Source organism: Paraburkholderia sediminicola (genome assembly GCF_902859805.1).
GTDB lineage: Bacteria > Pseudomonadota > Gammaproteobacteria > Burkholderiales > Burkholderiaceae > Paraburkholderia > Paraburkholderia sediminicola.
Genome location: NZ_CADIKC010000005.1, coordinates 197,894 through 221,095 on the forward strand (window position 1 = coordinate 197,894; position 23,202 = coordinate 221,095).

Consider the following 23,202-nt stretch of genomic DNA (forward strand, 5'->3'; position numbering starts at 1 on the left):
TGGAATGGTGTGCATGATCGTCCGGTATCGCGTTCACTACAAAGCGCTTGACCTTAAAGTTGACTTCAAGCTTAAAGTGACAGCACCGTAGATAGCGAGGTGCTACATGAACGTATTCGACAAGCTTGATCTTCCCAACGGCTCGATCGTGCCGAATCGCATCGCAAAAGCCGCGATGGAGGAGAACATGGCAGACAACAATCAGGGGCCGTCCAGTGACCTGATCCGTCTGTACGAAGCCTGGGCCAACGGAGGGGCGGGCCTGCTTATCTCGGGCAATGTCATGGTCGATGGCCGTGCGATGACCGGGCCTGGAGGTGTCGTTCTGGAGGACGACCGGCAACTTGCCAAATTCGCGCATTGGGCCCAGACAGGGCGTCGTAAAGGAGCGCAGTTCTGGCTGCAGATCAATCACCCGGGCCGGCAGATGATGGCAAATCTTGGCCAACGAACGTGGGCTCCTTCAGCCGTTCCGTTAGACCTGGGGAAGATGTCGAAACACTTCGACACCCCACATGAAATGACTCCTGAGGTAATCGCGGATGTCATCTGTCGTTTTGCGCGGACCGCTGAGCTTGCCGAGCGCGCGGGTTTCACGGGAGTCGAAATCCACGCGGCTCATGGCTATCTGCTCAGCCAGTTTCTATCTCCGCTCACGAATCGCCGCACCGATCGTTGGGGCGGTCCGCTGGAAAACCGAGCTCGCTTGCTGGTCGATATCGTCAAGACCGTTCGACGTGTTGTCTCCGCCACCTTCGCGGTAGCGGTCAAGCTCAACTCAGCGGACTTTCAGCGAGGCGGATTCAGCGCGGACGATGCCCGGCGCGTCGTGATGCTGCTAAATGAACTCGACGTAGATCTCGTCGAAATCTCTGGCGGCAGCTATGAGGCCCCTGCCATGCAGGGCGAAGCCCGCGACGGCCGCACGCTTGCCCGAGAGGCCTATTTCGTCGAGTTCGCCCGCGACATCCGGAAGGTTGCGAAGATGCCTGTGATGGTCACGGGTGGAATTCGTCGCAAGGTCGTAGCGGAGCAGGTGATCCGCAGCGGTGTGGATATGGTTGGCATTGGAACCGCACTGGCCATCGATCCATCATTGCCGAACGACTGGCGCCTCGGAAAAGAGGCTGCACCCGAGCTTCGCCCCATCAGGTGGAAGAACAAGTCTCTTGCATCGCTGGCTAACATGGCGACGGTGAAATTCCAGTTGCGAAAATTGAGCAAGGGAAGAAGGACAGACCCGACGGTCTCTCCACTGCGCGCGCTGCTGCTCCAACAAGCGGCTGCAGCTTGTCGCACCCGGAAGTATCGGCGTTGGATCGCTCGGCAAGGGCAAGTCTAGTTTGTGCTGGATGTCTGTTATCAGGCACTGAGCGGTCTTCCGAACCACCGGTTTGGTGGACCGCTCTGGGTCGGCTACTGCCGACCGCGTGAGACAAGAGTCGGCCAAGAAGAGACGTTCGACTCAGCCGTCTAGTTCGGCGACAATCGCCGGTAGAACATCAGGCCCACTCGCTTTCACTTGAAGCACTGGCGGCGATTCAAACTCACGTAAACCAATCAGAAAATACCCGCTATGGCTTCGTGATGCGCGAAGGGTGGCCTAGGCCGATATTTGATTGAATCCCTTTCATCCACGGAACCACGCCCATCATGAAATGTGATGGATAGCATCAAATAATAAAGGCTTCTTCGATACTCCCTGTGGTTAGAGAATGCTCCGTGAACCTACGGAGTTTCTTATGAAGACCACCTCGCAAACCCGCTCACGCGGAAAAACAATCACCCTCTGGACGCTGCAGATTTTAGTCGCGGCCGCTTTCATCGGGGCTGGCAGCGCAAAGCTCGCCAGCGCGCCGATGATGGTCCAGATTTTTGACCACATCGGCGTCGGCCAATGGTTTCGCTACGTGACCGGCATCGTCGAGGTGGTTGGCGGAATCATGGTCCTGATACCTCGATCCGCTCCGTTTGGCGGCGTGCTGCTGGCGACCACGATGGCATGCGCAATTTGCGTCCATCTCCTTCGGATCGGCGGAAATCCGGCTCCTGCCTTCGTCTTGCTCGTGCTGAGCGCCGCCATTGTCTGGCTGCGGCGCGACCAACTCGCCAGCTTACTGAGCTCGACCCACTCAACGTCCACTTCAGTTTAATTGGAGAAAGAAAAAACCATGAATGCCCCCGAACTCCTCAACGAGCATTTCCGAACCATTAAGGTCGACCCGCAGGCTTGGCGCAAGCTGTTCGCCTTCGACGCAGTGCTGGAAATGCCCTACGCACCCTCGCACGTCCCGAGCGTCCTGAAAGGCATCGACGCCATTGCTCAGAGCGTCGGCGGCTTTTTCTCGCAGTTCAGCGACTTCAATATCGAGGTGAAAAAGATCCATCGCATCGAGGGCGAAGACGCCGCCATCGCGGAATTCACCGCAAAGGCCACCGTGATTTCGACCGGCAAGACCTATAACCAGGAGTACATCCTGTATGTGCGCGCCGAGAACGGAAAGATCACTCTTTACCGCGAGTATTTTGATGGTTCCCGCATCGTCGCGGCGTTCACCCCCGATAGCGCCAGCTAGACTGATCGCAGCACGGCCCCCGGCACAGCCCGGTATCTGCACTGCGCAATCCCCGCCGCGTTTCGCGGCGGGGATTCAATGTTTCCTGGATGAACTACGACCGCGGTGTTTGAGCACGATCGACCGCATCTGGTCGATCATCCAGCGGCCGGCCAATCCCGGTGGACTGTCCGATCGGTAGACCACCGACATGGGCAGTCCATAGCCTGAGGGGATGCCTTCGAGTTCGATCGTCACGAGCCGTCCCGCAGCGATATCGTCGGCGACGGACGGATATGGCATGTTTCCCCAGCCGAGTCCCGCGCACAGGAAGGCATGCTTTGTCGAAAGCTCGGTGACGCGCCAGGCCTGCCGGCCGAACACGCCGAATTCCTGGCCGGCGCTGAGTGCGGATCGGTCCGTCAGCACGATCTGGACATGCCGCTCCGCAAGCTCGGGCTTGATCCGGCCTTTCGCGTCCGCCAAGGGGTGTGAAGGTGCGACGACAGTGACCAGCGGCAGATCGAATACCCACTCCCTGGAGAGGTCTGGCGGAACCGTCTGGAGGGTTCCGATTACACCGATACTGCTTCGGCGATCGAGCACCGCCTGCGCGACGGCGCCCAGTGCCTCGAAATGAACGCGCAACGGCGTTTCCGGGAATTCAGCGGCCCATCCCTGCGCAATCGTGGTCAGAAGAGACTGGGGGAACATCGTGTCGAGGACGATCGCAAGTTCAGGCTCCAGTCCACCAGCGAGGTTTCGGGCATGCGCCTTGAGGCCATCGGTATCCCGCACGATACCGCGTGCCGTCGCCAGAAGTTTGGAGCCCTGGGGCGTGAGCTTGGGGAAGCGCTCGGATCGGTCGAACAGTGAAATCCCCAACGATGTTTCCAGGGCGGCGATCGCCTGGCTGATCGCGGATTGTGCGCGATTGAGCCGCCGGGCGGCAGCCGAGAAGCTGCCGGTGTCGGCGGCGGCGACAAACATCCGCAATTGGTCGATCGAGACGCTTTCAATCATCCATTAATTATAGTGATGGTTCGGATCAATTATAAGTGGCTTCTTTGATGGAGATCCTCGGTTCAGAATGCAGGCATTCGAGGAGAGATGCCATGTCACAAGTCACGCAGACGGAGGGTTCGCGACGTTCACCGCTTCCTCGCGCCATTCTCGGAAAGACCCGCGGCCAATCGCACGGACCAGTCATTCGGCTGATGAGTCCTGCCGATCTCGGTCAGGTACTCAAGCCGTTCGTCTTTCTCGATCTGGTCGAAACGGATACCAGGAACCTTCCCAAATTCCCCAGGCATCCCCACTCCGGGATCGCTACCGTCTCGATCGTGACGAAGGGCAACATGCGCTTTCGTGACCCGAACTCGGGCGAGGGCGTGATCGCCTACGGCGGCCTTGAATGGATGCGGGCAGGTGGCGGTATCTGGCACGGCGATGAGGCAAGCGCAGGCGATTCGCCGTCGGTTCAAGCCTTTCAGCTCTGGATTGCGCTTCCGCCTGAACTCGAAAACGGACCTTCTTTATCGCAGTTCATCGAAGCCTCGTTCACGCCCACAGTGGGGCCTGCACGCGTCCTGGTCGGGGAATATGGCGGGGCAACGAGTCCAGCGCAGGCTCCGCAAGGCATCACTTGTTTGCTCGTAACGCTTGCCCCTGGCGAGACTTGGAGCTTCCAACCCGCACCAGGGCAATCCATCGCGTTTGTGAGTGTTGCTCAAGGCGGCCTCACGGCAGTCGGAAACATTGCTGCCGGCGAACTCGCGGTGTTCGAGCCGGGCGAAGCACCGATCAAGATCCGGGCCGGCCCGTCTGGCGTGGTCTTCGTGCTCGGATCGGCCGTTCCACACCCCCACGATCTCGTCCTTGGCCTTTACTCCGTCCACACCTCGGCCGTTGCACTGAAGGCAGGAGAAGCCCGTATCGAGGCCCTACGGCCACGGTAGCCATCAACACCCCCTTAACAGCAAGGAGATAATCATGACCATCCTGGTCACCGGAGCCACGGGCACAGTTGGAAGCAAGGTGCTTCATTTTCTGAATGGAGGCGGCGCAGACGTTCGTGCTCTGACTCGCTCCCCGGATAAGGCGAAGCTTCCGGCCGGCGTAACTGCTGTCCAGGGCGATCTCGGCGATGTGGACAGTATCCGTGCTGCAATGAACGGCGTGAGCACGCTTTTCCTGGTTGTCGGTAACACGACGGATGAATTGAGCAAGGCGATGCTGACCTTGAACGTTGCCCGTGACGCCAAGGTCAAGGGGATCGTCTACTTGTCAGTATTTAAGGGCGAGGATTACGCCGACGTGCCGCATTTCGCGAGTAAAGTCGTAATCGAACGCATGATCGAGGTCTACGACCTGCCAGCCACTATTCTTCGGCCGTGCTATTTCTTCCAGAACGATGCACAACAGAAGGACGCGTTGCTGACTCACTCGGTGTACGGGATGCCGATTGGCCGCACGGGCCTATCGCTGGTTGATACACGCGACATTGGCGAGGCGGCGGCGAAGGAGCTTCTACGTCGCGAGCAATCCGCAACGCCGCTACCGCGAGAAAGGTACGCGCTCGTCGGGCCTGACGTGCTGACGGGTCCGGATCTCGCCGCATTGTGGTCCAGGCAACTTGGCTATCCGATCACCTATGGCGGCGACGATCTCGCCGCATTCGAGCAGAGTCTCCGGGCGGTCATCCCGAATTCGCGCGCCTACGATATCGCAATCATGATGCGCCGCTATCAGATAGACGGTGCTATCGCGAGCACGGCTGAGATCGAAAAACTAACAGGCCTACTCGGTCATCCGCCCCGGTCTTATAGTGACTTTGCTCGTGAATTGGCCGCGGCTTGGAAAAGCATACAGGCATAAGGTTGTCTGCATCGACTTGCTTTGAGTTGATGGGACGCGGTGTCGTATAGCTCGAATGGCGGCTTCCCGGAAAACCGAATGTCGCTTGAGGGTCGAGGCAGTGTGAAAACGCAAAAGTACTCGGTTTTCGGGTGTCGCTTCACCCTTCCCGAGTTGCTGCCAAGCCAATACGGCGCGATCTGACGGGTCGATTTTTGGGAGCGCAGCATTCAGCATGCGTTTTCACACAGCCTCGGTCGACTTTGGCCGGTGAGCTATCAAAGGCTCAGACTAACCGTCAATGACAATGCCCGGAACTCCCGGGCGTCTTGACCTTCACTAGCTGCGGGATTTTTTCATTATCTATGTCAGCAGTTTTTCACTTACCTGACACAGTTTTCACCTTCGGTGTCATTCGACACTCAGCCGCTCGTGCTGCCAGCCGACCGACGCCGATCCGTACCGTGGCAAACTCGCCATATAACCGCTGGTATTACGCGCGCCTGTGACAGGGATAAGCGCACCCGGTTGCCGCAAGTCCTAGAATATGGTTCAACAGGTGGATTAGTCTTCTTCTAGCCCTTAAGGATGTTGATTCGGAGGCGCACTGTTCGGCTGATATGTGAACCGAGTTGGGCGGCGAGCAACCGGGAGGGAATCAATGGCCACTTTCGCAGCGGCGCACCGAGAGGCAATTAACTTTCGCGACGAACTATTGAGAAATCGCTGGCCGGACGACTGCCGTGTCGCCGGATCTGTCGAAGTTTCACCTTCAGCGGATGCTGGGGCACATTTGGCGCATGCCCGCGCCGCACGCTTGCTCTTGGGGGTTTGGTCTGAGGCTCAGCGCGGGTTCGTCTATCCGGATTTCCAATTTGACCGGTTCGGAAAGCTTCGTCCTGAGGTCTCTAAATTGCTTATGGTGCTGCCCGGTGACGATGATCGTGGGGGATGGCGTCGAGCATTTTGGTTGTATTCGCCGCACGCGCTGTTAGACGGACTGCCACCGGCCGAGGTCTTTGTAAGCGACCCGCACCGGGTACTCAACGTGGCCGTGCGAGAATTTTCACCCGATTGTGATTCGTCATGGTGAGCGATATACAACTGATCTCGTGGCTAAATATGGTCGCCCATGACGGAGACCATCGGATGTCGTTCGGACGTCAGACTGATATGAGCTTCGGTGGTAAGTCACAAAAAAGCTGGAGTGCGATTCGCTCTTACCCCTTCATTGAGCTTTGGCAGCGAGGATTGTGGCAGGTGATGAGATGCCCGTTTTTCGCTTCTTGGCCGTATCTTTACTTCGCAGCTCGATCGTTGTTCGCCAAGTTTCCAGTGCTTCGATGTCCGCGAGGAGTTCGTCGGGCTCAGGGACAGCCACACCGGCGATCATGGCTTTGTCGTGAGCATAGTTCGAACACTTAGTCATACCTGCATCGACCTGCGCATAGTCGCTATCTTCGACGGATACCTCCACGAGCCTTTGTGTCTCGACACCCTTTCGGAATCGCATGATGACTTTGCGAAGCAAAACTTCTTCGACTGCCCGCTCCCATGCCATCCGGAGCCGAAAGTAAGCGTCCACGGTCAGTCGTCGATACTCCTGCTCATCACCGATCTTAAAAAGCTTCGCGATGGCTTGATGCTGATTGCGCAAAGCGCCGATACGCGCCGAAGCATTCTTGCCTTCGAACGGCAATTCAGGATCGGCGATACCAAATCCCTCAGACCGGCGAATCAGGCATTGCGTCATTATCGGCACGCTGGCGCTGTCTGCTTCGTCGGCGAGCACGCCGAGAAAGTAAATGTCGTGCGTGAAAACGATGACCTGTCGTTTTCCTGATTCGGCGGCAAGTCGCCTCGCAACTAGCTCGCGCCGTCGATGATCGAGAGACGAAACAGGATCGTCGAAAACGATACCGCTCTTGTTGCCACTGAGCCCAACCTCAGCGAGGAACGAACCGATTGCTACGGCGCGCTGTTCACCTTCACTCAGAATATCTCCCGGGCTTCTACTCTGTGGCAATTCAAGCTTCAACTTGTGTAGCGCCTTTCCCCTATCGGAACGGCTCTGCAATGACACGCGCAACGTCCCAACGCCAAGTTGTTTGAATTCCTGATTCAACGCGTCGGCCAACTCTTTCGAAACGACCCTCTCGGCCAGTTCAGAAGCTTTCAATGAAATGGCGTTTGTCTTGACGGAGGAAAGGCATCGGGTAAGCTTGGCTTGGTGAATAAGGCGTTCGAGCGCCGTCACAACAGCCCCCTTTACTTGGCTTAACTTGATCCGCACGTCCAGTTCGTCGAACTTCGTTTGCAACAAGGCGCGCGCTTTTTCATCGGAAACTTTTTCGAGTGTCTCAGCTTCGGCGTTCAACTTATCAGCCAGCGCTTTGAGACGCGATGCTGGGTTGTCCAATTCAGCATCCGTGCCGGTCCAATCGTGGGACACCACGGCCGCTTTAATCGATTCATGCCGTGTAGCCAACAGCTTCTCGAACACTCGGGTATCGGTGGCGAGCTGTTTATCGATGGATTCGATCTCGCCATAGGTCACGTCGTCCAGACTCAGGTTCACATTTTGTGCTGCGAAGGGCTTATATACTGCCCACAACGACGCGCGCCGCGTTTGAGCATTTTTTTCAGCCTCTTGGTTAATGAATGCCTCGAAACGGACAAGGCGCGTAGCCCCATCAGATAGCGGTTGCTGGCACAAGGGGCACGGCGAGTCGGAACCTAGCTCTGGAAAGGTTTTGTCAGGGTGAGATTCGAACGCAAATTTTCTGGCGGCCTCAAACAACTCACGCCACCCTTCGCCTCCAGTGCCAGGCAGAAGCTTTTCTTGTTCATTGAATTGCTTTGCGGCCAGCGCGGCAGCAGCCTGAGCCGTGCGGTAGTCATCCGCAAGCTTGCGCAGCGAGGTAACAACGGCCTCGTCCACTGACGCTCCTTTCGTGGCCGCGTTATCCGCGATCGTGGCGACGCGGCGCGCCCGCAAGCGCAGCTGATTTGCTTTTTCCTTCGGATTGTTCTCTTTTAGACCTTTGTCTAGTGCGCCATGTTCGGCCAGTTCACTAGGCGTCAAGATGCCGAGCGCGTCAATCTGCGCAATCGTCGTCTTTGCGGACAATCCCGCAATCAACTTACCGACAGGCGTCTCCCCTCGGAGATGCGCAAACGCCGTAAGATCGACAGACGATTGCGCGTGCTCAGATTCGATCATGGCCTTTAGTTGCTTGCACACCTTCGCAAGGCTCTCGAAGACATCAAGCCCATAGGGGACGTACGAAAAATCGTCTTCACTATCAAGGTAGGCGCGCGCGCATCGTGAATCGAAAATCGAGAGTGAAGAAAGCTCCGCCGGCGCTGTCGTGCCATTAATCCAATGAAAACTCTCCAATTTTCCGTCGATCGCAATTTCGAAATCCGCTTCAGCGTTGCCAGTTGCCCCGGTTGCGAGATTGGCGTTCGGAAGAATAGGCTCCGCCTGATCCCTAGCTCGGCAAGCACGCTTGAGGACGCGAGAGTACCCGGACTTTCCCGATCCATTATCGCCATAGATCACTGTCAGCCCGGTGGCTCCGAATGAGAGTCGATGGTTCTCAGCGATCGCATTCACCCGCTGCATGTTCTGAATCGCTCGGAGTTCGACGTGCACGGACGTCTTTATGGGCGCGGGAAGTTGGTCGGCGCTAAGCTTGTTCGGGGTTCGGCCTTGGGGGTCAGGAATGCCATGTTCTATCTTGAGCAAAGCATAAAGATCGTTAAGATCCTCTGACGTGAGTGTCTGCTTCGCAAGCAGTCGTGCAACGGCGTCGCTTTGCCATGCAGGCAAGCCTTTAGCCCAAGTCAGCAGTTCCTGTAGCAGCAACATAACGGTCCCCTTCGGTCATGACAGCGCGTCAATCGGTCAGTGCGGTAGAGCGTATTATCAATGCGATCAGAGGGCAATGCGATTCAACGACGCCCTTGCGACAGGAACGCTGAGAATCTGACTGGACCTATGCGTTAAGCATAATTTGAGTTGAGGTGGTTATGAAGGATCGCGAGAAGATGGCGATTGCCTGTATTGGTTGGGGGTCTCTGATTTGGGATCAGCAGGGACTTCCTGTTACAGGGAAGTGGCATAGTGATGGACCGATGCTTCCGGTCGAATTCGCGAGGGAGTCTGAGGCCGGTCATCTCACTCTCGTGATTTGCCCGAATGTGAAACGGGTTCAAACATACTGGTGCATGCTTGACGTTGCAGATATGCAATCCGCGAGGGATCGGCTCGGAATCCGGGAATATTCCCAAGCGAAGGAGAAGTGGATCAGCGATAACATCGGCTTCATCGATCAACACACTGGCGAGAAGTATGGCGCTGAGGGGGAAGCAATTGCCTCTTGGGCCAATCAACATTCGCTTGATGGAGTTGTATGGACCAACCTGCCGTGCGGGTTCAGGCGCAATCGCAATGTGATGCCATCAGGCACAGACGTCATATCGCATCTGCGCGAACTTGATGAGGTAGGCCTAGAAAAGGCGGAGAAGTATGTTCGACTAGCGCCTTTGCAGATTGACACTGAATATCGGCGCTTCATCGAGAAAGAATTTGGTTGGCACCCTAGCTCGGTAATCTAGATGGAGCCAGAGACTTTGGTCGCGCCATGCGCCACCCCCGATTCCAGCGTGCGGCCTACACACAGACGAGAGTCAGAGACTTGGCTCGGTTTTCGGGTCAGCCGCAAGTGCCGAATCTCTGCGCGCCGCTTCCAGTACCCGTCGACCCATTTCGATGCGGTCGGACGCGGCAAGTGTAGCGATGTCGGGAAATGCGAGTTTGGCGCTTTCGAGTTGTGATTGTGCGACTGGCTCGTCTGTAATCTTCTCGGGGAAGACGGCAATAAACCACGCTTGAAAGACCTGTGCCTCTATAGGACCACCCTGCCGAAGTCGTATGTAATCCTCCACTGCCAGAAAAAGGATGGCGGCAACATTGGCCTCACGCAGTTCGACCGAACTATCAGGGTTCGGGTCTTGTTCAGCATGCTTGAAGAAGTTCCGATACGGCTCATTGATGTAGTACTTAAGCGTGTGTCCGGCTGGTAGATTTTCGCGCGCCTGCTTGGAGAAGCTTTCCACGCCCGCGCTCGTGCAGAGCACGTCGACAACCTCCCATGCATTCGATGCCAGCGAGTAGACGGAGACGCGATCGCCTCCGTCGAAGAAAAGTCGAATGGCAGTAATGAGTTGCCTTCGGGCGGCATCGATCTTTGTCACTCGCATGTTCGTCTATTCCAGTTCGTGCAGTTTGAGGGAAAGCTCGGCCATCCCCTGCCAGTAAGTTCCCGAATCATCTTGTGGCGTTCGGGTGGCCGTGCTGGTTCGCGCATCAAGCATCCTCGGCCGATCGCGAAACGACCAGTCTTGCTAGCGCGCAACGCAGAAAATCAGCTACATTCCACCCTACCGTATTAGCTCGCAACCGCTCGCGATGAATATCAAGGTGTTGGACTGGAGGAAACGTCGGAATTGGCTGGCCAGCGTTCGCCACTATGCAGGCCACGTGCTCACCACCGAACTACGGCAGCATCTCTCGCAAGAACGGCCGAAATGCTGGTCAGACGACTTTTCGTGGCTTCCTGATTCAGGGTACATTCTGCCCGAGTTTGTAAGTAGCCTGACCCGCTACTACACGCACTTCAAGGGCTTTCATGGCTGCCGTCCGCTAACACTGTCAAGCTACTATGAGCGCGGTTTGCTTGGTCAGAACAGCGATCTACTGTGCAACGTATTCCGCGAGCTTTTTTCTGACGTGCCGAAGGAGCACGTGGAAAAGATCATCCAACAGTTCGGCGACCGCGGCAACCGGGAGCGTGGTGCAATGTGGCTCGTAGGATGCGATCAATATCTAGTTTACGAATGCGGGCATTACCTCATCCAAGGTAGTGAGTATCTGATGGCACTCGCGGCACACCTAGGCTCTTCCCCGAGCGGGGAGGACTATCGCTTCCGACTTCGTGGCCAAGGCGTCCCGACGGTCCTGGAAATCGATTTGCCGATCGGGCTAGTGCCTGCCGAGCAGCACGTTGAAGTAGCGAAGATGATCTTATCTGAGTGGGGACAACTCGCCGCTCGGCGCCCCTTGCCGTTTGGGAACGAGCCCCCCTGCTATGTCGTGCGCCAAGACATCCCTCCTGAATGCGTCCGCGGTCATTACCATCCCGAGCGGATCATCGATCCTCATCAAGGGAACCGACCCTACGTCAACCGTCTGCAGACCTGCGACGTCTGCGGCTGATAGTGACCCGAAGTGGCGCATGAATCACTAGGGCCGCATTGGCCGGTCTTGCGCAGAAAGTCTACAGACCGTGGCGGCGCGAGTTAGGCTGGTGGCTCATGTCCTCTTGCAACTTAGCGCCAGATTTCGGCGAGCCGGAAAGTCAGGGATTGGGCCGCCGGCCAGCCGGCACTGACGAATAGGTTGAGGCATGCCATGAGTTCGTTCAGCCGCGCATCATCGCTGAACACCTCCCGATAGTCGGCGAGATATTTCTCGACGACGCGAACAATCGCGTCGGCACCCATCGACTCAAACGCATAGCCGAATCTGGAGGACGTCATGACCGACTTGACGATCAATCGAAATACGCCAGCCGGGTCGGCCTGGATGAAGTGTTCCAGAGCCTGTATCAGATAATAAGCCGTGTGCACGACACCGCATTCGGCCAGTCGGTCAAGCACTGGCATAAGTTCACGGTAGAGGCGCCAGCGATGCGCCAATTCCTCTTGAGTGTGATCCGCGTTATTGTCGCCTCCGCTCGCGAAGTAAATTCTGAGTGCCATGTCGTCAAGGACGCCGCTTAATGCCTGCGCCCGCGATACGACCTCCGATGGCCATTCACGCGATTTGGCCGCTTCATGCTCGGCGTAGATTTTTTCGATGGCATCAGAGACGGCATCGGCAGTGTCCCGGTAGAACGCGATCGTCTTGGCCCGCTGGCGATCTTGATCCGAGTCGGTGTCGTCGCCGATGGTCAGTTTGTCGGAGTACCGAGCAACCCAAGCATGCAAGTTTTCGGCGTGCAGTGGCGGGTCAGCAAGTTGCTGTGCGTAAAATTCGTCGGCTTCGGCATTTGAGAATACGAAGTGGATATCCATGACGTGCGAAGCCGCGGATTGGCAGACTTGCCCGATTCCCGGACCCTGCTGCCCCTTGTATCGGTCGAGGACGCGCTTTGCGATGCGAATGGCACGCGGAACGTCGAGATACGCGACCTGTGCCAGGGATTGAATGGCGGAATCGATCACCTGACGCGTGTACTCGTGCTCCAGCACGTGCTCGATCTCGGCCCATACCCACGCCGGATCGCTGTCTCGAAGCACGTGGAGGTTCTGCACGATCTGGAGGCGAACGTCGCAGACTGGATCACGCGCGAGTTCAAGAATGGCAGCCTGGACGTCAGGATCGACCGGATTCTGAGGCCGGGCGAGCGCCATGAGTCCCCCTGCTGCCCCGTTGCGCGCCGATGGGCCACCCCAGCTCGCGTGGTCGTGGAAGCGGTCTTCGTGCTCTTGGGAGAACGATGGGGACGTCGATCCCTTCGCGAACAATAACACTCGCTTCAGGCGGTCCCGAACGTCAGCCTGTTCGATGACTTCATAATGCGTGATTGCCACCCGATGCGCGGCCTCTGCTGCCGTGCCCGTGGCATGTTCGTAGAGCTTTGGGTCTATCTGTCCCTGGGAAAGCGCTACGAGACGATCCACCAGCGGATCAATGAGATCTAACCGTCGACGGACTTCATCAAGGCTCAGGCTGGTGTCCCACGTGTTCGGCAGAGCTTCGACGGGGCGCATGAGTTCCCGGATGGCGATGCTGTGTTCGTCCGTAACATTGACGCCCATTTCCTTCAGGTAGGCATCCGTGTCGTACGGCCTGCTGCTGAATTCAAGCTGCATGGCCGGACGATTCACGGGTACCTCGGTGTTTGCGGCGAGCTGGTCCTGAAAGGACTGCATCTCTGGCGTCACGCAGTCGGCGGCGGAGAGACATCCGGCTAGGATTTGCTGACTACGAATGCTTCCTGGTCCAGACAGGTGGAGGATAGCCCGTTCGATGGGAGCCTTTTGTTCGGTGGTCAGCGTCGAAAAGACGGCTGTGAGGTAGTTGCCAACTTGAAACCGTGTTTCGAGCGACCCTAAGACCGGTTGGGTGCTCGCCAGGGGTAGAACGGCTGCGCCAAACATAGCAGGGTGTTTCGCCGCCGCTGCCAGCAGGGTGGACCAAAGGACAGCATTCCCCACTTCGTCGGCTACCGTTTCGACAACCAGTGCGAACAATTCTTGCGAGTCACCGCGGGCCAACAGGCGCTCCAGGAACTCATTGAATTTGTTGAGGAGGGCGGGAGCGTCTCGATAATGCTGGACACCTCGCCCGTTCCACCCATAGCTTCGATCATGGACATAGCGTGCTGGTCGTTCGCCGATGTAGAACTCCTCTACTTCGTTCGGACTCTCGGGGTCGGTCTCATGGCGACGAATGTAACCGTCGAGGCCGCGCGCGACGGCCTTCGTTCCTTCAGCGGGATGCTCGTCGAGCAACCGCGGGGCAGCTTCTGCAAGCATCCACCATGCCATTTCATAGTCCTGGCGTCGCGTGGATGACATGCCCATGATGGCGCTGCTTGAAATGCTGGTTTTCGCATCGCCTGACGGTTCTTCGTATTCAAATATCGAAGCGTACAGGTCGATTACAAAGTCAAGATCGTGAGCCGCGTACGATCGGATGTGGCGGGTGATCCAGTCCAGTTCCTCATAGCCGAATTGGCGAAGGTGTTCAGGTTCCAGCGCACGCCTCAGAAGCCTGATCGTAGCCTGCGGGTCGGACGCCACGGTGTTGGCGACGCCGTTGATCGCGGTGATGACGAACTGCTCGATACGCGGATCGTGATTCCACGCAAAGTCGAGCAAGCGACGCGCGGCTGCGCCGGCATGGATCAACTGTTGGGCGGTCAGATCACTTGGCTTTTCGGTGCCTGCCTGAACGAGAATTCGAACCGTATTCATGGCAGCGTCGGTTCCGACCTGCGATAGCGTCTCAGCAAGCGCCATCCAGGGGCCGGCGTCAGGCCCGATCAACGGAGCGCCTGCCTTGACGCGAGCAAGCAGTGCGCCGGTCAAGTGCTGAAGGATCAGCTCGGCGGCACCTTGCAGGCTGGAGCCTGGCGTCAGGGCATCAAGAAGCGGCTGCAAATCCGCTAAAGTTTCCACCTGCTCTGCGATCACGATAGGGCCGACGAGCTGACCAACGGGCGACACCCGGGGCTCCCGCGCGACTGCGAAGGCGAGATTCCAGAAGCGGGGTCGGCCGGATTGCCTTTCGCTCCACACCTCACTGAACGTTAGAGACAGGCTGGGTCTGAGCATCAAGGCGAGCGCGGGTTCTCTGATCAACCTGCCGACTAGGTCCGCTGCATCCCGTCCGCGGCGAAAGACGAGGCGCGCCACGGCGTAGTCAAACAGGACATGGTGCGAGAAAAGGAGCGTGTCCTCGTTTTGGCCGTGCTCGTCCTCAGCGCGCAGTATGTCGAACTGTTCAAGCTCGACGATCGCCACTGGATCGGCTTGCGCTAGCACGTCAACGCGAGATGCCTGGAGGGATTTGGACGCCAGCATCCGTTCAACGACTGCGCGAAGGGCGAGTTCGCGACGATCGTGATTTCCGTCGGAACGGCGGATGCGGCGGTTCCAGTAGGTGTCAAGCAGTTCAGACTGGGTCGTGATATCTGCAAGGTCGCTTGTCACGATGCCATCTTCGACCAGTTCTGCGAGAAGCCTAAGGTTGAAAATGTTGCACAGCAAGTCGCGTAATGGCGCCGAGGCGCCGTCGTAAAGACTCTTTAGTTCTGGTGAAAACGCAGCGATCTGGGCAAGCTCTTGCTCGGTCAGACGCACCACCAGAATGTGCCGTACGTTTGGAAATCCAGGGTCTGCGTGATCGGCAGTTGGTGGACGGCCTCTAAAAAGGCGAGCCCACTCGGCGCCTTGGCGCAGGTCATAGCTTCGGACCGAAGCAACGACATTCCACCTGCCGCCGGCTTGTCTTAGAACTTCCTCAATCGTCACGCGCAGCACGGTTTGGGTTTCGGATTTCCTGGCCGCATCCAGAGCGTCGATGATCAGAAGGCCGTGCTGTGCGCCGGGCCAGTTCGCGAGGACTTCTCCCAATTCATGTGATATGCCCAACTCCGCGCGTAGCGCCGCAAGGCCGTCGACTGTCAATATGTCCACTGGGATAAAAATGACGTCACGACCCGTGGCCATCTCGGTCTCGGCGAGACGATAGGCGATACCAGTTTTGCCAGCGCCCGGCTCGCCGACGAGCAGCACGGAGTTTTGTCGTGCAGCCTCGACTGTGCTCGGCCAGATTGCTCGTTCGATGACCGACGCGGGGTCGCCTTCGATGAGGCGGGTGAAACGGGCAGCTGTCGTCAGGCGGCGGCCCGTCCATGCGCGGAGGGCCGCGATGTCGGCGCGGTAGTCGGGTGCCGCCTGAAGACTGATTCCGGCTTGAGCTAGTGTACTGAGTAGTGTCGAGGTGTCCGCGCCCGATTGATCGGAACGCAGGCGCGCACAGTGAGTGACCAGATGCGAGAAGGCCGCCTCGGCTTGATCTGGGTCCGTGAGCAGTTGGGAACGCAGGTCGTCCATCGCCGAGATCCGGTCGCGTTCGCCCGGTTCTACGTCGACAAATTGAAGGTGAATCAGGCGAAGTAGCGTGCTGATCGCGGGCGATGTTGGCGCAGATCCATAGGCCACGAGCCATGCACGCCGAATGTGGGTCTCCACAACACTGGCTACTTCGCGCTCCTCCTCGTTGACAGCAATCTCCGAAAGCAAGGTCTTGTCCGGTTGATCCCGAAGTCCTCGAAGAAGCCTAGTCAGCGCGCCTCTGATCTTGGCCGCCGCGGTGCCCCTAGTCGTGAGGACAAGCCGGTCGCGCGCAGGATCAAGGGGGCGTCCAAGAACCGCGTCGGACAGGTGTTCGGCTGCCGCCTTCTGCTGGCGGACAAACTGATCCAAGGCCTTCGCGAGTGGCGATGTTTCGCCAGTGGTCAGTCCGACGGTACGCTTCACCTGTATCAAGACGACGCCATCGTCGCTCGTCCGGCAGTTTATGTCGTCGACGTCTTCTCCGCTCTGGGAGCGCAAGACGAGCAGACGGGTGTTCGGAGGTAGGTCAAATAGTGGGTGTGCGAGACGGCCGAGCAGAATGCGAACGCAATACCAGGCGGCAACTAGGGTTTCATAGCCTCCGCCTGCCGCCTCTGCTCTACCCCCGGCTGATCCGCTCCTCGATGCCATACCTTGGTCCTTAATCTTGTCCCGAATCGTAGCTTCGTCGCAGTTTTATATACTAAGGTGGGCGCATAGGATAGTCATGCTTGCCGAAGCAAGCGCGTGGTGCCTATCCATATAAGCCGCTCAATATCATCTATCAGTTCGTGCGTGGCCCGCTACCCAATGACCGGGTGAGTTACTGGCTGCTGCGTCGTAGGCCTGAGCGAGCCGATGACTGCTCCTACATGCAATTCGTCTTGCAATTGAGTAACCACGTCTTCCAGATCGCTTTGCCAATGTACATTGAAGACCGCAGGCTTCTCGAAGCGGGGCACATTCAAGAACAGCCTTTGGCCGAATACTTGGGCTGGTATTGATCACCAGATGCAATACGGGCGATCGGGCCACAGACTTTTCGACATGAGTGGTACAAACCAAGTTCGCGGTGAAACGACGTCCATGGCCTTCCATTATGAGCAACTGATCAACGCACCTGAGATCGCTGCCCGCTTGGCGGCACATCAGCCGCAGACCAATTGACGCCGAACGTCGGATCATCCGAAAAGTCGTCGAGAGTGACCCGATTCTGGATGCTGTCGTCATACCGACAGCATCCAGCAGAACTCGATCCACACGGGCGGTTGTTTTTTCTGAAGCCGACATCCTCACGGTCATCGCATTACTCAAAAAGAATAACGGCGGTGAAATGAAGGTTGTGCTGACCATCCTCAAAGTAGAGGTTGGGAACGTACCGAATCTTCTTCTCGTGGTTGTTGAATACCTCGTTGTAGTCCGGGTTGTTGCCCAATGTATTGGACTGAAGCTTGGCGAAGTAAGTCTTCGTATCCTCTTGGGAATAGGCGACCTCCCCTTGGTCGTTCCTGTGGAAACAGCGAAACGCTTGACCGGTCGCCAGTGGTTTTAATGCAAGAAGGTTTCCGCTTGTCAGAGTGATGAACTCCGCAGTCGCCATTACCTTATCTAGGTGCGCTTCGTTGAGGTTGGCGCCTCTGACCATTCTGCTCCATGTCGAACGCAGACATGCAAGAAAGTCGTCCTTTTTTAGGCCAAACTCGATAAACGCGAAGTAGGTGAGCAGCAGGGTCAGCTTCTCAATGCGGGTGGATAGAAGGGGGTGTTCATCAGGAGGTATGGTGATGATGTCGCCGTGCGCTATCTCATCGCGGATTTTCCTGAGTCTAACAAATGCATCCGAAGACAGATTGATGATTCTGATTATGTCGGGGTCGGTCTGGGAGATGACAATCTCAGTTTTCTCCTGGAGCGTGTAATCACGAGTTTGGAACACTGAGTCGGCTAAATCTTTCACCCTCTGAATCTGTTCGTTGGTCAGGGTAAGTTTATTCTTGTCCAGCTTTTCGTGAAAGCGCTTGACTGCCTTCGTGGGCATCGCGATGGCTTTCTTGCCAAGGCTTTGTGTTTGAGATGAGACGTAAGCTTCCCAGAGGGTGACATAGCCTAGGACCTTGTATTCCCAGAAGTCGTTGTACCGCTTCATCCCTGATAGTCGTAACCAAAGCGGATCGCGCAAATCTGAGGTGAAGAAGTTCTGGGCTATCGTCTGCCAGTTGGCTTCAAAGATGGGCTTTTTGAGGAAATAGTCATGGCTCTCCTTCTTGCGTGTGCCAGTGTCCGCTTCAGGCTCATAAAACGGAAAGAAGGCGCCGCCCGACCTGCCGTTTTCAGACTTTACGCCAACGCTCGAAATTGATGCGGGTGTGCCCAGAAGGATGCTTAGCAAAGCCAGCAAGTCGGTCGTGTATCGTCGCACCTCACTTATGCTCAAGGCGGTGGTGCTTTCAATGCTGAAGAGGACCGAATCCTTGATTAGATGACCGTCGTCTGTCCGGTCGATGCTGGTATGCGGATAAGCTTTGACGGTGAGGTTCTTGTCATCAAGCGTCAGACTCGCACTTATCTCGTGAGGTGTATTAACCCATTCGATCTTTGCTCCTGGCTTGCCCTGCATGCGCTGATATTCAAAAAACCAAGGGGATATGTCAAGTACCTCGACTTCTGCCAGAACGAAAGGATCGGTTGTTTCCGTGCTAACGATGTATTGGCACGACAAAAATAGCTCTTCAAACTGGCAGTCAAAGAGGGTGAAATGCCGACCATCCTCGGTGACTGCATGGACCTCCTCAAGTGTTTGGCGTTCGGCGAGCTTGAGGGTGCTCAGTCTGAATTGCAGGGTTGTGCCTTTGCCCGGTCCGAAAGTAAGCCTGCCATCTCCTAATTGCCCAAGTGTGGCGTGAATTGCCGTTACGCTGTAGCTGTAGTCTTCGGTGAAGATGATTTCGGCGTTCATGGTTTTTAGCGTCTTATCGTTCTTCGACGTCGTGGCTGTCAGCGTTGTGGCGGAGCGCTCGCCGTCCCCTCAATCGGTTGGCCGTACGCTAGATGCCTAACTGGCCCCCGAGTCACTTCTTCTTGCGGTCTTCGCGCAGCCTGACAGATGCCGGCACGTGTGATCCGTGATAGCCGCTGCGCAGATTCGCCGGCACGTGCATGCGCTGGGGCTGCAATGGCACCTCGCCATTGAGTTCGATACCTGAGGCCTCCGCCTGCATACGCACAAAACCGCGCAGCATCTTTTCGCGATAGGTGTACCAGCCGGGTCGCTGCGCGACCGATTCAAGCACTGCACCAAACGGCTCGGTTCTCAGTTTGCGCAGCGATTCGGCGAACCGTCCATTTTCGATCGCGAGCGGGCTTCCGCGCCTCTCGGTGATCATGCGGTACGACTGCTGGATCGCATTGCTTTGCCGGAACAAGTCTTCGCCGTCGGCTGTGGCCCAGACGAGGTCTTCCCACTCGGCTGAGCGGTGCAACACCGCTTTCTCGTAAGGGCGTTTGAGCTCTACATTGATTTGCTCGATCGCTTCGCGCAGGCCCAACTGGTAGTGGTGTGCCCCCAGCATCTCGCACTCGGTCTCGTCGTCAAAGGCCTGCCAGATCATGTGTTCGGTGATGAGATGTACGTAGTGCGGAAAGCCATCGCTGACAATCGCGATGCGCCAGTTGACGTCATTATCGACATCAAGCCCGAATTCTTGCGCGGCCTGCGTGACTATCTCCCGACGCGCTTCCCAGCCCAGGCGATGCACCTCGAACGTGGCCAGTTGTCGGTATGCGGATTGGTGCGCGCCGAGCAACTCTTCGAGCGAGCGGCCCACACCGGTAAAGATAAATTTTAGATTCACCTCACGATCGCCGAGCGCCTTGAGCAACGCAGCAAACCGGTTACGCTCTTGCGGATCAGCAATCGCATCGAACTCATCGATCACGACTACCGGCTGCTTCGAGTGAATGTCTGCAATCTCCCCGAGTAGATCAACGGCGTCACCGATCGTCTTCAACTGCTCCTTGACGTCCTTTGCGCTGACCTCCCGTCCCTGCTGCCATTTCAGTCCGCGCCATTCAAGCGACAAGCTCAATTGATGCTTGACGCTCGTCGTGCGTGAATAACCCATTGCCTTGTTGGCGATGCTGGCGATAAGCGAATCGAAGGTCTCGTCCGGGGTACCGCCAACGATGATCGGGCCGTTATCGGCGCTCTGATACTGGTAGGCGGCTGTCGCCCCGAGCGAACTCTTGCCCACGCCCCGGTCGCCATGGATAAAAACATTGCGCCCGGGTGCGCACAGTGCACGGTCAATCGCCTCCAACTCGCGCTCACGGCCCTTAAGCATCTCGGGCGTGCGTACGGGCTGCGCGGCTGACAGCGCGACCTTCAGTTTTTCACGCAAACGAGCCTTGTCGTAGCCGGCAATCGTCATTGTTGTCGCCTCTCAGTATGATGTCAGCCATCGTACCGCATACGGGAAAGCCCACAACATTTGGCAGCGGTGACGGCCGACGGCGTGGGCGGTGCATACATGCGTCAGAAGAGTGATACGACTCTTCTATGCGATCATCGGCCTTGCATATCGGTTCATGAGTTTTATTAGCTCGGCGGCCCTTTCGCTTACGTCACTAACCTGGTCAAGAGACAACAAACGGATCGTGGTTCTGTCTTTTACTGCTTTAAGCATATTCGAGCCAAGCGCCAACGCGACATTTTCAACATTGTCGAAGTTGCCGCGAAGGACTCGACGAACGCCAGACGCGAGGAGGTCCGCTACCTGAACGCCCGCAAACTTCTCCGAATCGACGTACTTGAAATCGTCGTTGATGATCTTGCCAATGTTGATGTTTCCGTCCCCAGTAGTATCAATGTCGAGCCCATAGACTTTAGACAAGTAGTCCGGAGCTTCTCCAGGCTGATATTCGAAGCGGCGGAATGATCTGTAGTCGCCCTCGGAAATGAAGATCATCGGCTCGCGCAATGACTTGGTTTGCAAAAATCCTGGAAGTAGCTTTTTGAAAACGCTCTCGTAGACCGTAGGCATCTTATCTTTCTGGTCCACGCGCCAACGGAAGCTTCCCAAACTGACAGGTTCTCGCTGAACAAAGTAGAGCGTAGCCGAGGTCAGGACGGTGTAGATCAGCTCGACTTGCAAGACCAGTTGAGTGTACAGTTGCAACGGCAAGGCGCTCAATTCGTCCGCAACTTGTCCGACGGCTTGTCGTCCTTCTTCGTAGATCATGTGCGGAACGTTTTTCCTGATTTTCTCCACCTGCCCCTGTCTATGACGTTCAATTGCGTCACGACGATGGAGGCTGAGATCAACAGCAATCACAACTGCCATCCCGCCGATGCTCCGCAGCTTCGTCAGCAACTCGATATATGCAGCTTCGCCCGCCTTTCCGAGCTTGACTTCCCGACCGTTTCCATATTTAAAGCGAAACGTGCGCATGAGATCGTCAAGCTGTTTTCTTTTGGACTCTGGGATCACATAGGCGGCAATCGCACACCAAGAATCTTCCTTCTCCGCGAAAGTAAACGTCCCCGATTCATCCACAAAAATCAACATAGTCGCAACACTCCGGGGCTAATGCGCAAGAAAATGGCTCGCTTCGATTATGTCAGACCAAACGCTGTTTCTTCAGCCGCGCCCGCCGCTCGGTCGTTTAGCCCTACCGCGATTCGATGTCCGCTGTCGGATGCGGTGACGACGTTCGAATGCCAGCAGCGAAGCTTTCGGTGACAGTCGCTTCCTGGCCGGACGCTGTCCGACGACGGGCTCGGGTCGACCCTAGGCGGTCGTTCGACGCGATTTTGCTTTAGTGCCGGATATCTGTGGATATGCCCGCAGAAACGAGGTAGCTCTCCGCGAATCCTAGCGCCGCAGCAACGCAGCCAAAGCATATAGAGGCGGCTAGGAAAATAGCTCGGAGGATGCGACAGTGGTAGCTTAGTTGGAGCGAGGTGCGTTCCCGCAGCGCCTCGGACGGGAATATATCTTTTGGACGAGGCTGGCGATGTTTGAAGAAACAATCCGCGCACTGAAAAAGCTTGGCGACGATAAATCTACCGTTTCGATCTCAGCAGACGATGACAACTACTTTGACCGTGAGTGTCCCGCGCCAGAATGCTTGGCTCAGTTCAAGGTGCTGATGGCTGACTGGAAGGACAAGGTCAGGGACGAGGAGGTCTTTTGTCCATTCTGCGGCCACACCGCCGATGCCCAGAAGTGGTGGACGCAGGAACAGCTTAATCACGTTCGGGACGTTGCGCTGGCGAATATTCAGGGGGCAATCGGTGGTGCGCTTCGCCGTGACGCGCAAAAATTCAACCAGAGACAGCCCAAGGGCGGGTTCATCTCGATGAGCATGAAGGTGGACAGCCGACCTCAGCATGTACCGATTCCCTACGCCGCGGCAGCGCCCATGCGTCTGAAAATCACTTGTGGTGAATGCGGGTGTGGATATGCCGTTGTCGGTGCGGCGTATTTCTGTCCGTCTTGTGGAGCAAACGCAGCGGAGCTTGTCTTCGATCTCACGGCCCAGGGCATCCGGCAGTCGCTCGAAGCCGTTGACGCTATCAGAGCCGCCATTCCAGATGCGGACACTGCGGAGAACACTTGCCGTCTGATCGTCGAGAGCGCTTTACAAAACGCGGTGACGGCGTTTCAGCGGAATGCAGAGGCGCTTCATGCGCGTGTTGCGCCGACAACCAAGATTCGGCGCAACGCATTTCAGAACCTCGCGGAGGGTTCAGCTCTTTGGGTTGCTGCCATAGGGCACGGTTACGACAAGCACCTCACGGCCGTCGAGATGGGACAGCTGACGACGGCCTTCCAGCAGCGTCACCTGCTCGCCCACACACAGGGTGTCGTCGATGATGATTACATCAGGAAAACCGGCGACACGCGGTATAAATCTGGACAGAGATTGGTGATCAAGCGCGAGGCTGTGGCTGAAGCACTAACTCTGGTTGAGCAATTGACGCAGGGTATCCGCGAGGACGCCAAGGGTAAAGGGTGATCTCGTCAGCGGCTGCTTTTGGCCGACCAACGCCCTACCGTCGAGCACTGTGACCCTCTCCAACGCGGCTCTCATC

Annotated in this window: 17 protein-coding genes; 10 read left to right on the top strand and 7 right to left on the bottom strand. The window is 56.9% G+C overall.

The genetic code is table 11. From position 1 onward, the window contains the following. The first annotated feature begins 106 nt into the window (after nt 1-106). The 3 genes from R8871_RS19575 to R8871_RS19585 all read left to right on the top strand — a co-directional run bounded on the left by R8871_RS19575 (nt 107) and on the right by R8871_RS19585 (nt 2,576). The gene (locus R8871_RS19575; protein ID WP_175051963.1) at nt 107-1,342 is read left to right on the top strand and encodes an NADH:flavin oxidoreductase/NADH oxidase family protein; all 1,236 of its coding nucleotides are present in this window, start codon (nt 107-109) and stop codon (nt 1,340-1,342) included. A 400-nt stretch (nt 1,343-1,742) separates the two neighbouring features. After that, complete coding sequence (locus R8871_RS19580) at nt 1,743-2,153, top strand: DoxX family protein (RefSeq protein WP_175051964.1); 411 nt, start codon at nt 1,743-1,745, stop codon at nt 2,151-2,153. Nucleotides 2,154-2,171: 18 nt separating this feature from the next. Next, complete coding sequence (locus R8871_RS19585) at nt 2,172-2,576, top strand: nuclear transport factor 2 family protein (RefSeq protein WP_175051965.1); 405 nt, start codon at nt 2,172-2,174, stop codon at nt 2,574-2,576. A 75-nt stretch (nt 2,577-2,651) separates the two neighbouring features. Here the strand turns inward: R8871_RS19585 and R8871_RS19590 are convergent, their stop codons facing one another. Then, complete coding sequence (locus R8871_RS19590) at nt 2,652-3,578, bottom strand: LysR family transcriptional regulator (RefSeq protein WP_175051966.1); 927 nt, start codon at nt 3,576-3,578, stop codon at nt 2,652-2,654. 92 nt (nt 3,579-3,670) lie between these two features. Here R8871_RS19590 and R8871_RS19595 point away from each other — a divergent pair, with 92 nt between their 5' ends. The 3 genes from R8871_RS19595 to R8871_RS19605 all read left to right on the top strand — a co-directional run bounded on the left by R8871_RS19595 (nt 3,671) and on the right by R8871_RS19605 (nt 6,504). Further along, nucleotides 3,671-4,513 carry a pirin family protein gene (locus tag R8871_RS19595; RefSeq protein ID WP_175051967.1) on the top strand — a complete coding sequence of 281 codons (843 nt, stop codon included), beginning with the start codon at nt 3,671-3,673 and terminating at the stop codon, nt 4,511-4,513. 34 nt (nt 4,514-4,547) lie between these two features. Further along, nucleotides 4,548-5,432: an NmrA family NAD(P)-binding protein gene (locus tag R8871_RS19600; RefSeq protein WP_175051968.1), complete on the top strand. Its 885-nt coding sequence runs from the start codon at nt 4,548-4,550 to the stop codon at nt 5,430-5,432. 640 nt (nt 5,433-6,072) lie between these two features. Beyond that, nucleotides 6,073-6,504, top strand: coding sequence for a hypothetical protein (locus tag R8871_RS19605; protein ID WP_175051969.1), 432 nt, complete (start codon nt 6,073-6,075; stop codon nt 6,502-6,504). Nucleotides 6,505-6,639: 135 nt separating this feature from the next. On the opposite strand, the gene R8871_RS19610 is transcribed toward R8871_RS19605, so the two are convergent. Beyond that, nucleotides 6,640-9,285 (bottom strand): AAA family ATPase, encoded by a 2,646-nt coding sequence (locus R8871_RS19610; RefSeq protein ID WP_175051970.1) that lies wholly within the window; start codon nt 9,283-9,285, stop codon nt 6,640-6,642. Between the two features lie 161 nt (nt 9,286-9,446). Here R8871_RS19610 and R8871_RS19615 point away from each other — a divergent pair, with 161 nt between their 5' ends. Continuing rightward, a complete protein-coding gene (locus R8871_RS19615; RefSeq protein WP_175051971.1) occupies nt 9,447-10,034 on the top strand; it encodes a hypothetical protein in 588 nt (195 codons plus the stop codon). A 72-nt stretch (nt 10,035-10,106) separates the two neighbouring features. Here R8871_RS19615 and R8871_RS19620 read toward each other — a convergent pair whose 3' ends face one another. Then, the gene (locus R8871_RS19620) at nt 10,107-10,679 is read right to left on the bottom strand and encodes a hypothetical protein (RefSeq protein ID WP_175051972.1); all 573 of its coding nucleotides are present in this window, start codon (nt 10,677-10,679) and stop codon (nt 10,107-10,109) included. Between the two features lie 208 nt (nt 10,680-10,887). On the opposite strand from R8871_RS19620, the gene R8871_RS19625 reads away from it, so the two are divergent. After that, a complete protein-coding gene (locus tag R8871_RS19625; protein WP_175051973.1) occupies nt 10,888-11,694 on the top strand; it encodes a hypothetical protein in 807 nt (268 codons plus the stop codon). Nucleotides 11,695-11,807: 113 nt separating this feature from the next. On the opposite strand, the gene R8871_RS19630 is transcribed toward R8871_RS19625, so the two are convergent. Beyond that, nucleotides 11,808-16,478 (bottom strand): ATP-binding protein, encoded by a 4,671-nt coding sequence (locus R8871_RS19630; RefSeq protein WP_175051974.1) that lies wholly within the window; start codon nt 16,476-16,478, stop codon nt 11,808-11,810. A 362-nt stretch (nt 16,479-16,840) separates the two neighbouring features. Here R8871_RS19630 and R8871_RS19635 point away from each other — a divergent pair, with 362 nt between their 5' ends. Beyond that, a complete protein-coding gene (locus tag R8871_RS19635; RefSeq protein ID WP_175051975.1) occupies nt 16,841-17,113 on the top strand; it encodes a hypothetical protein in 273 nt (90 codons plus the stop codon). 302 nt (nt 17,114-17,415) lie between these two features. On the opposite strand, the gene R8871_RS19640 is transcribed toward R8871_RS19635, so the two are convergent. From R8871_RS19640 to R8871_RS19650, 3 genes are all read right to left on the bottom strand, one after another. Then, nucleotides 17,416-19,065 (bottom strand): ApeA N-terminal domain 1-containing protein, encoded by a 1,650-nt coding sequence (locus R8871_RS19640; RefSeq protein WP_175051976.1) that lies wholly within the window; start codon nt 19,063-19,065, stop codon nt 17,416-17,418. A 112-nt stretch (nt 19,066-19,177) separates the two neighbouring features. Further along, the gene (locus R8871_RS19645; protein WP_175051977.1) at nt 19,178-20,536 is read right to left on the bottom strand and encodes an ATP-binding protein; all 1,359 of its coding nucleotides are present in this window, start codon (nt 20,534-20,536) and stop codon (nt 19,178-19,180) included. Nucleotides 20,537-20,662: 126 nt separating this feature from the next. Next, nucleotides 20,663-21,673 carry a DUF3800 domain-containing protein gene (locus tag R8871_RS19650; RefSeq protein ID WP_175051978.1) on the bottom strand — a complete coding sequence of 337 codons (1,011 nt, stop codon included), beginning with the start codon at nt 21,671-21,673 and terminating at the stop codon, nt 20,663-20,665. Between the two features lie 448 nt (nt 21,674-22,121). Between R8871_RS19650 and R8871_RS19655 the strand changes: the two genes are divergently transcribed. Beyond that, nucleotides 22,122-23,126, top strand: a complete 1,005-nt coding sequence (locus R8871_RS19655; RefSeq protein ID WP_175051979.1) for a hypothetical protein — start codon at nt 22,122-22,124, stop codon at nt 23,124-23,126. The last annotated feature ends 76 nt before the right edge of the window (nt 23,127-23,202 follow it).

What these genes read in the sequence shown, in the direction of transcription:
- R8871_RS19575 (WP_175051963.1), top strand. Translation starts at nt 107, where the DNA reads ATGAACGTATTCGACAAGCTTGATCTTCCCAACGGCTCGATCGTGCCG.
- R8871_RS19580 (WP_175051964.1), top strand. Translation starts at nt 1,743, where the DNA reads ATGAAGACCACCTCGCAAACCCGCTCACGCGGAAAAACAATCACCCTC.
- R8871_RS19585 (WP_175051965.1), top strand. Translation starts at nt 2,172, where the DNA reads ATGAATGCCCCCGAACTCCTCAACGAGCATTTCCGAACCATTAAGGTC.
- R8871_RS19590 (WP_175051966.1), bottom strand. Translation starts at nt 3,578, where the DNA reads ATGATTGAAAGCGTCTCGATCGACCAATTGCGGATGTTTGTCGCCGCC.
- R8871_RS19595 (WP_175051967.1), top strand. Translation starts at nt 3,671, where the DNA reads ATGTCACAAGTCACGCAGACGGAGGGTTCGCGACGTTCACCGCTTCCT.
- R8871_RS19600 (WP_175051968.1), top strand. Translation starts at nt 4,548, where the DNA reads ATGACCATCCTGGTCACCGGAGCCACGGGCACAGTTGGAAGCAAGGTG.
- R8871_RS19605 (WP_175051969.1), top strand. Translation starts at nt 6,073, where the DNA reads ATGGCCACTTTCGCAGCGGCGCACCGAGAGGCAATTAACTTTCGCGAC.
- R8871_RS19610 (WP_175051970.1), bottom strand. Translation starts at nt 9,285, where the DNA reads ATGTTGCTGCTACAGGAACTGCTGACTTGGGCTAAAGGCTTGCCTGCA.
- R8871_RS19615 (WP_175051971.1), top strand. Translation starts at nt 9,447, where the DNA reads ATGAAGGATCGCGAGAAGATGGCGATTGCCTGTATTGGTTGGGGGTCT.
- R8871_RS19620 (WP_175051972.1), bottom strand. Translation starts at nt 10,679, where the DNA reads ATGCGAGTGACAAAGATCGATGCCGCCCGAAGGCAACTCATTACTGCC.
- R8871_RS19625 (WP_175051973.1), top strand. Translation starts at nt 10,888, where the DNA reads ATGAATATCAAGGTGTTGGACTGGAGGAAACGTCGGAATTGGCTGGCC.
- R8871_RS19640 (WP_175051976.1), bottom strand. Translation starts at nt 19,065, where the DNA reads ATGAACGCCGAAATCATCTTCACCGAAGACTACAGCTACAGCGTAACG.
- R8871_RS19645 (WP_175051977.1), bottom strand. Translation starts at nt 20,536, where the DNA reads ATGACGATTGCCGGCTACGACAAGGCTCGTTTGCGTGAAAAACTGAAG.
- R8871_RS19650 (WP_175051978.1), bottom strand. Translation starts at nt 21,673, where the DNA reads ATGTTGATTTTTGTGGATGAATCGGGGACGTTTACTTTCGCGGAGAAG.
- R8871_RS19655 (WP_175051979.1), top strand. Translation starts at nt 22,122, where the DNA reads ATGTTTGAAGAAACAATCCGCGCACTGAAAAAGCTTGGCGACGATAAA.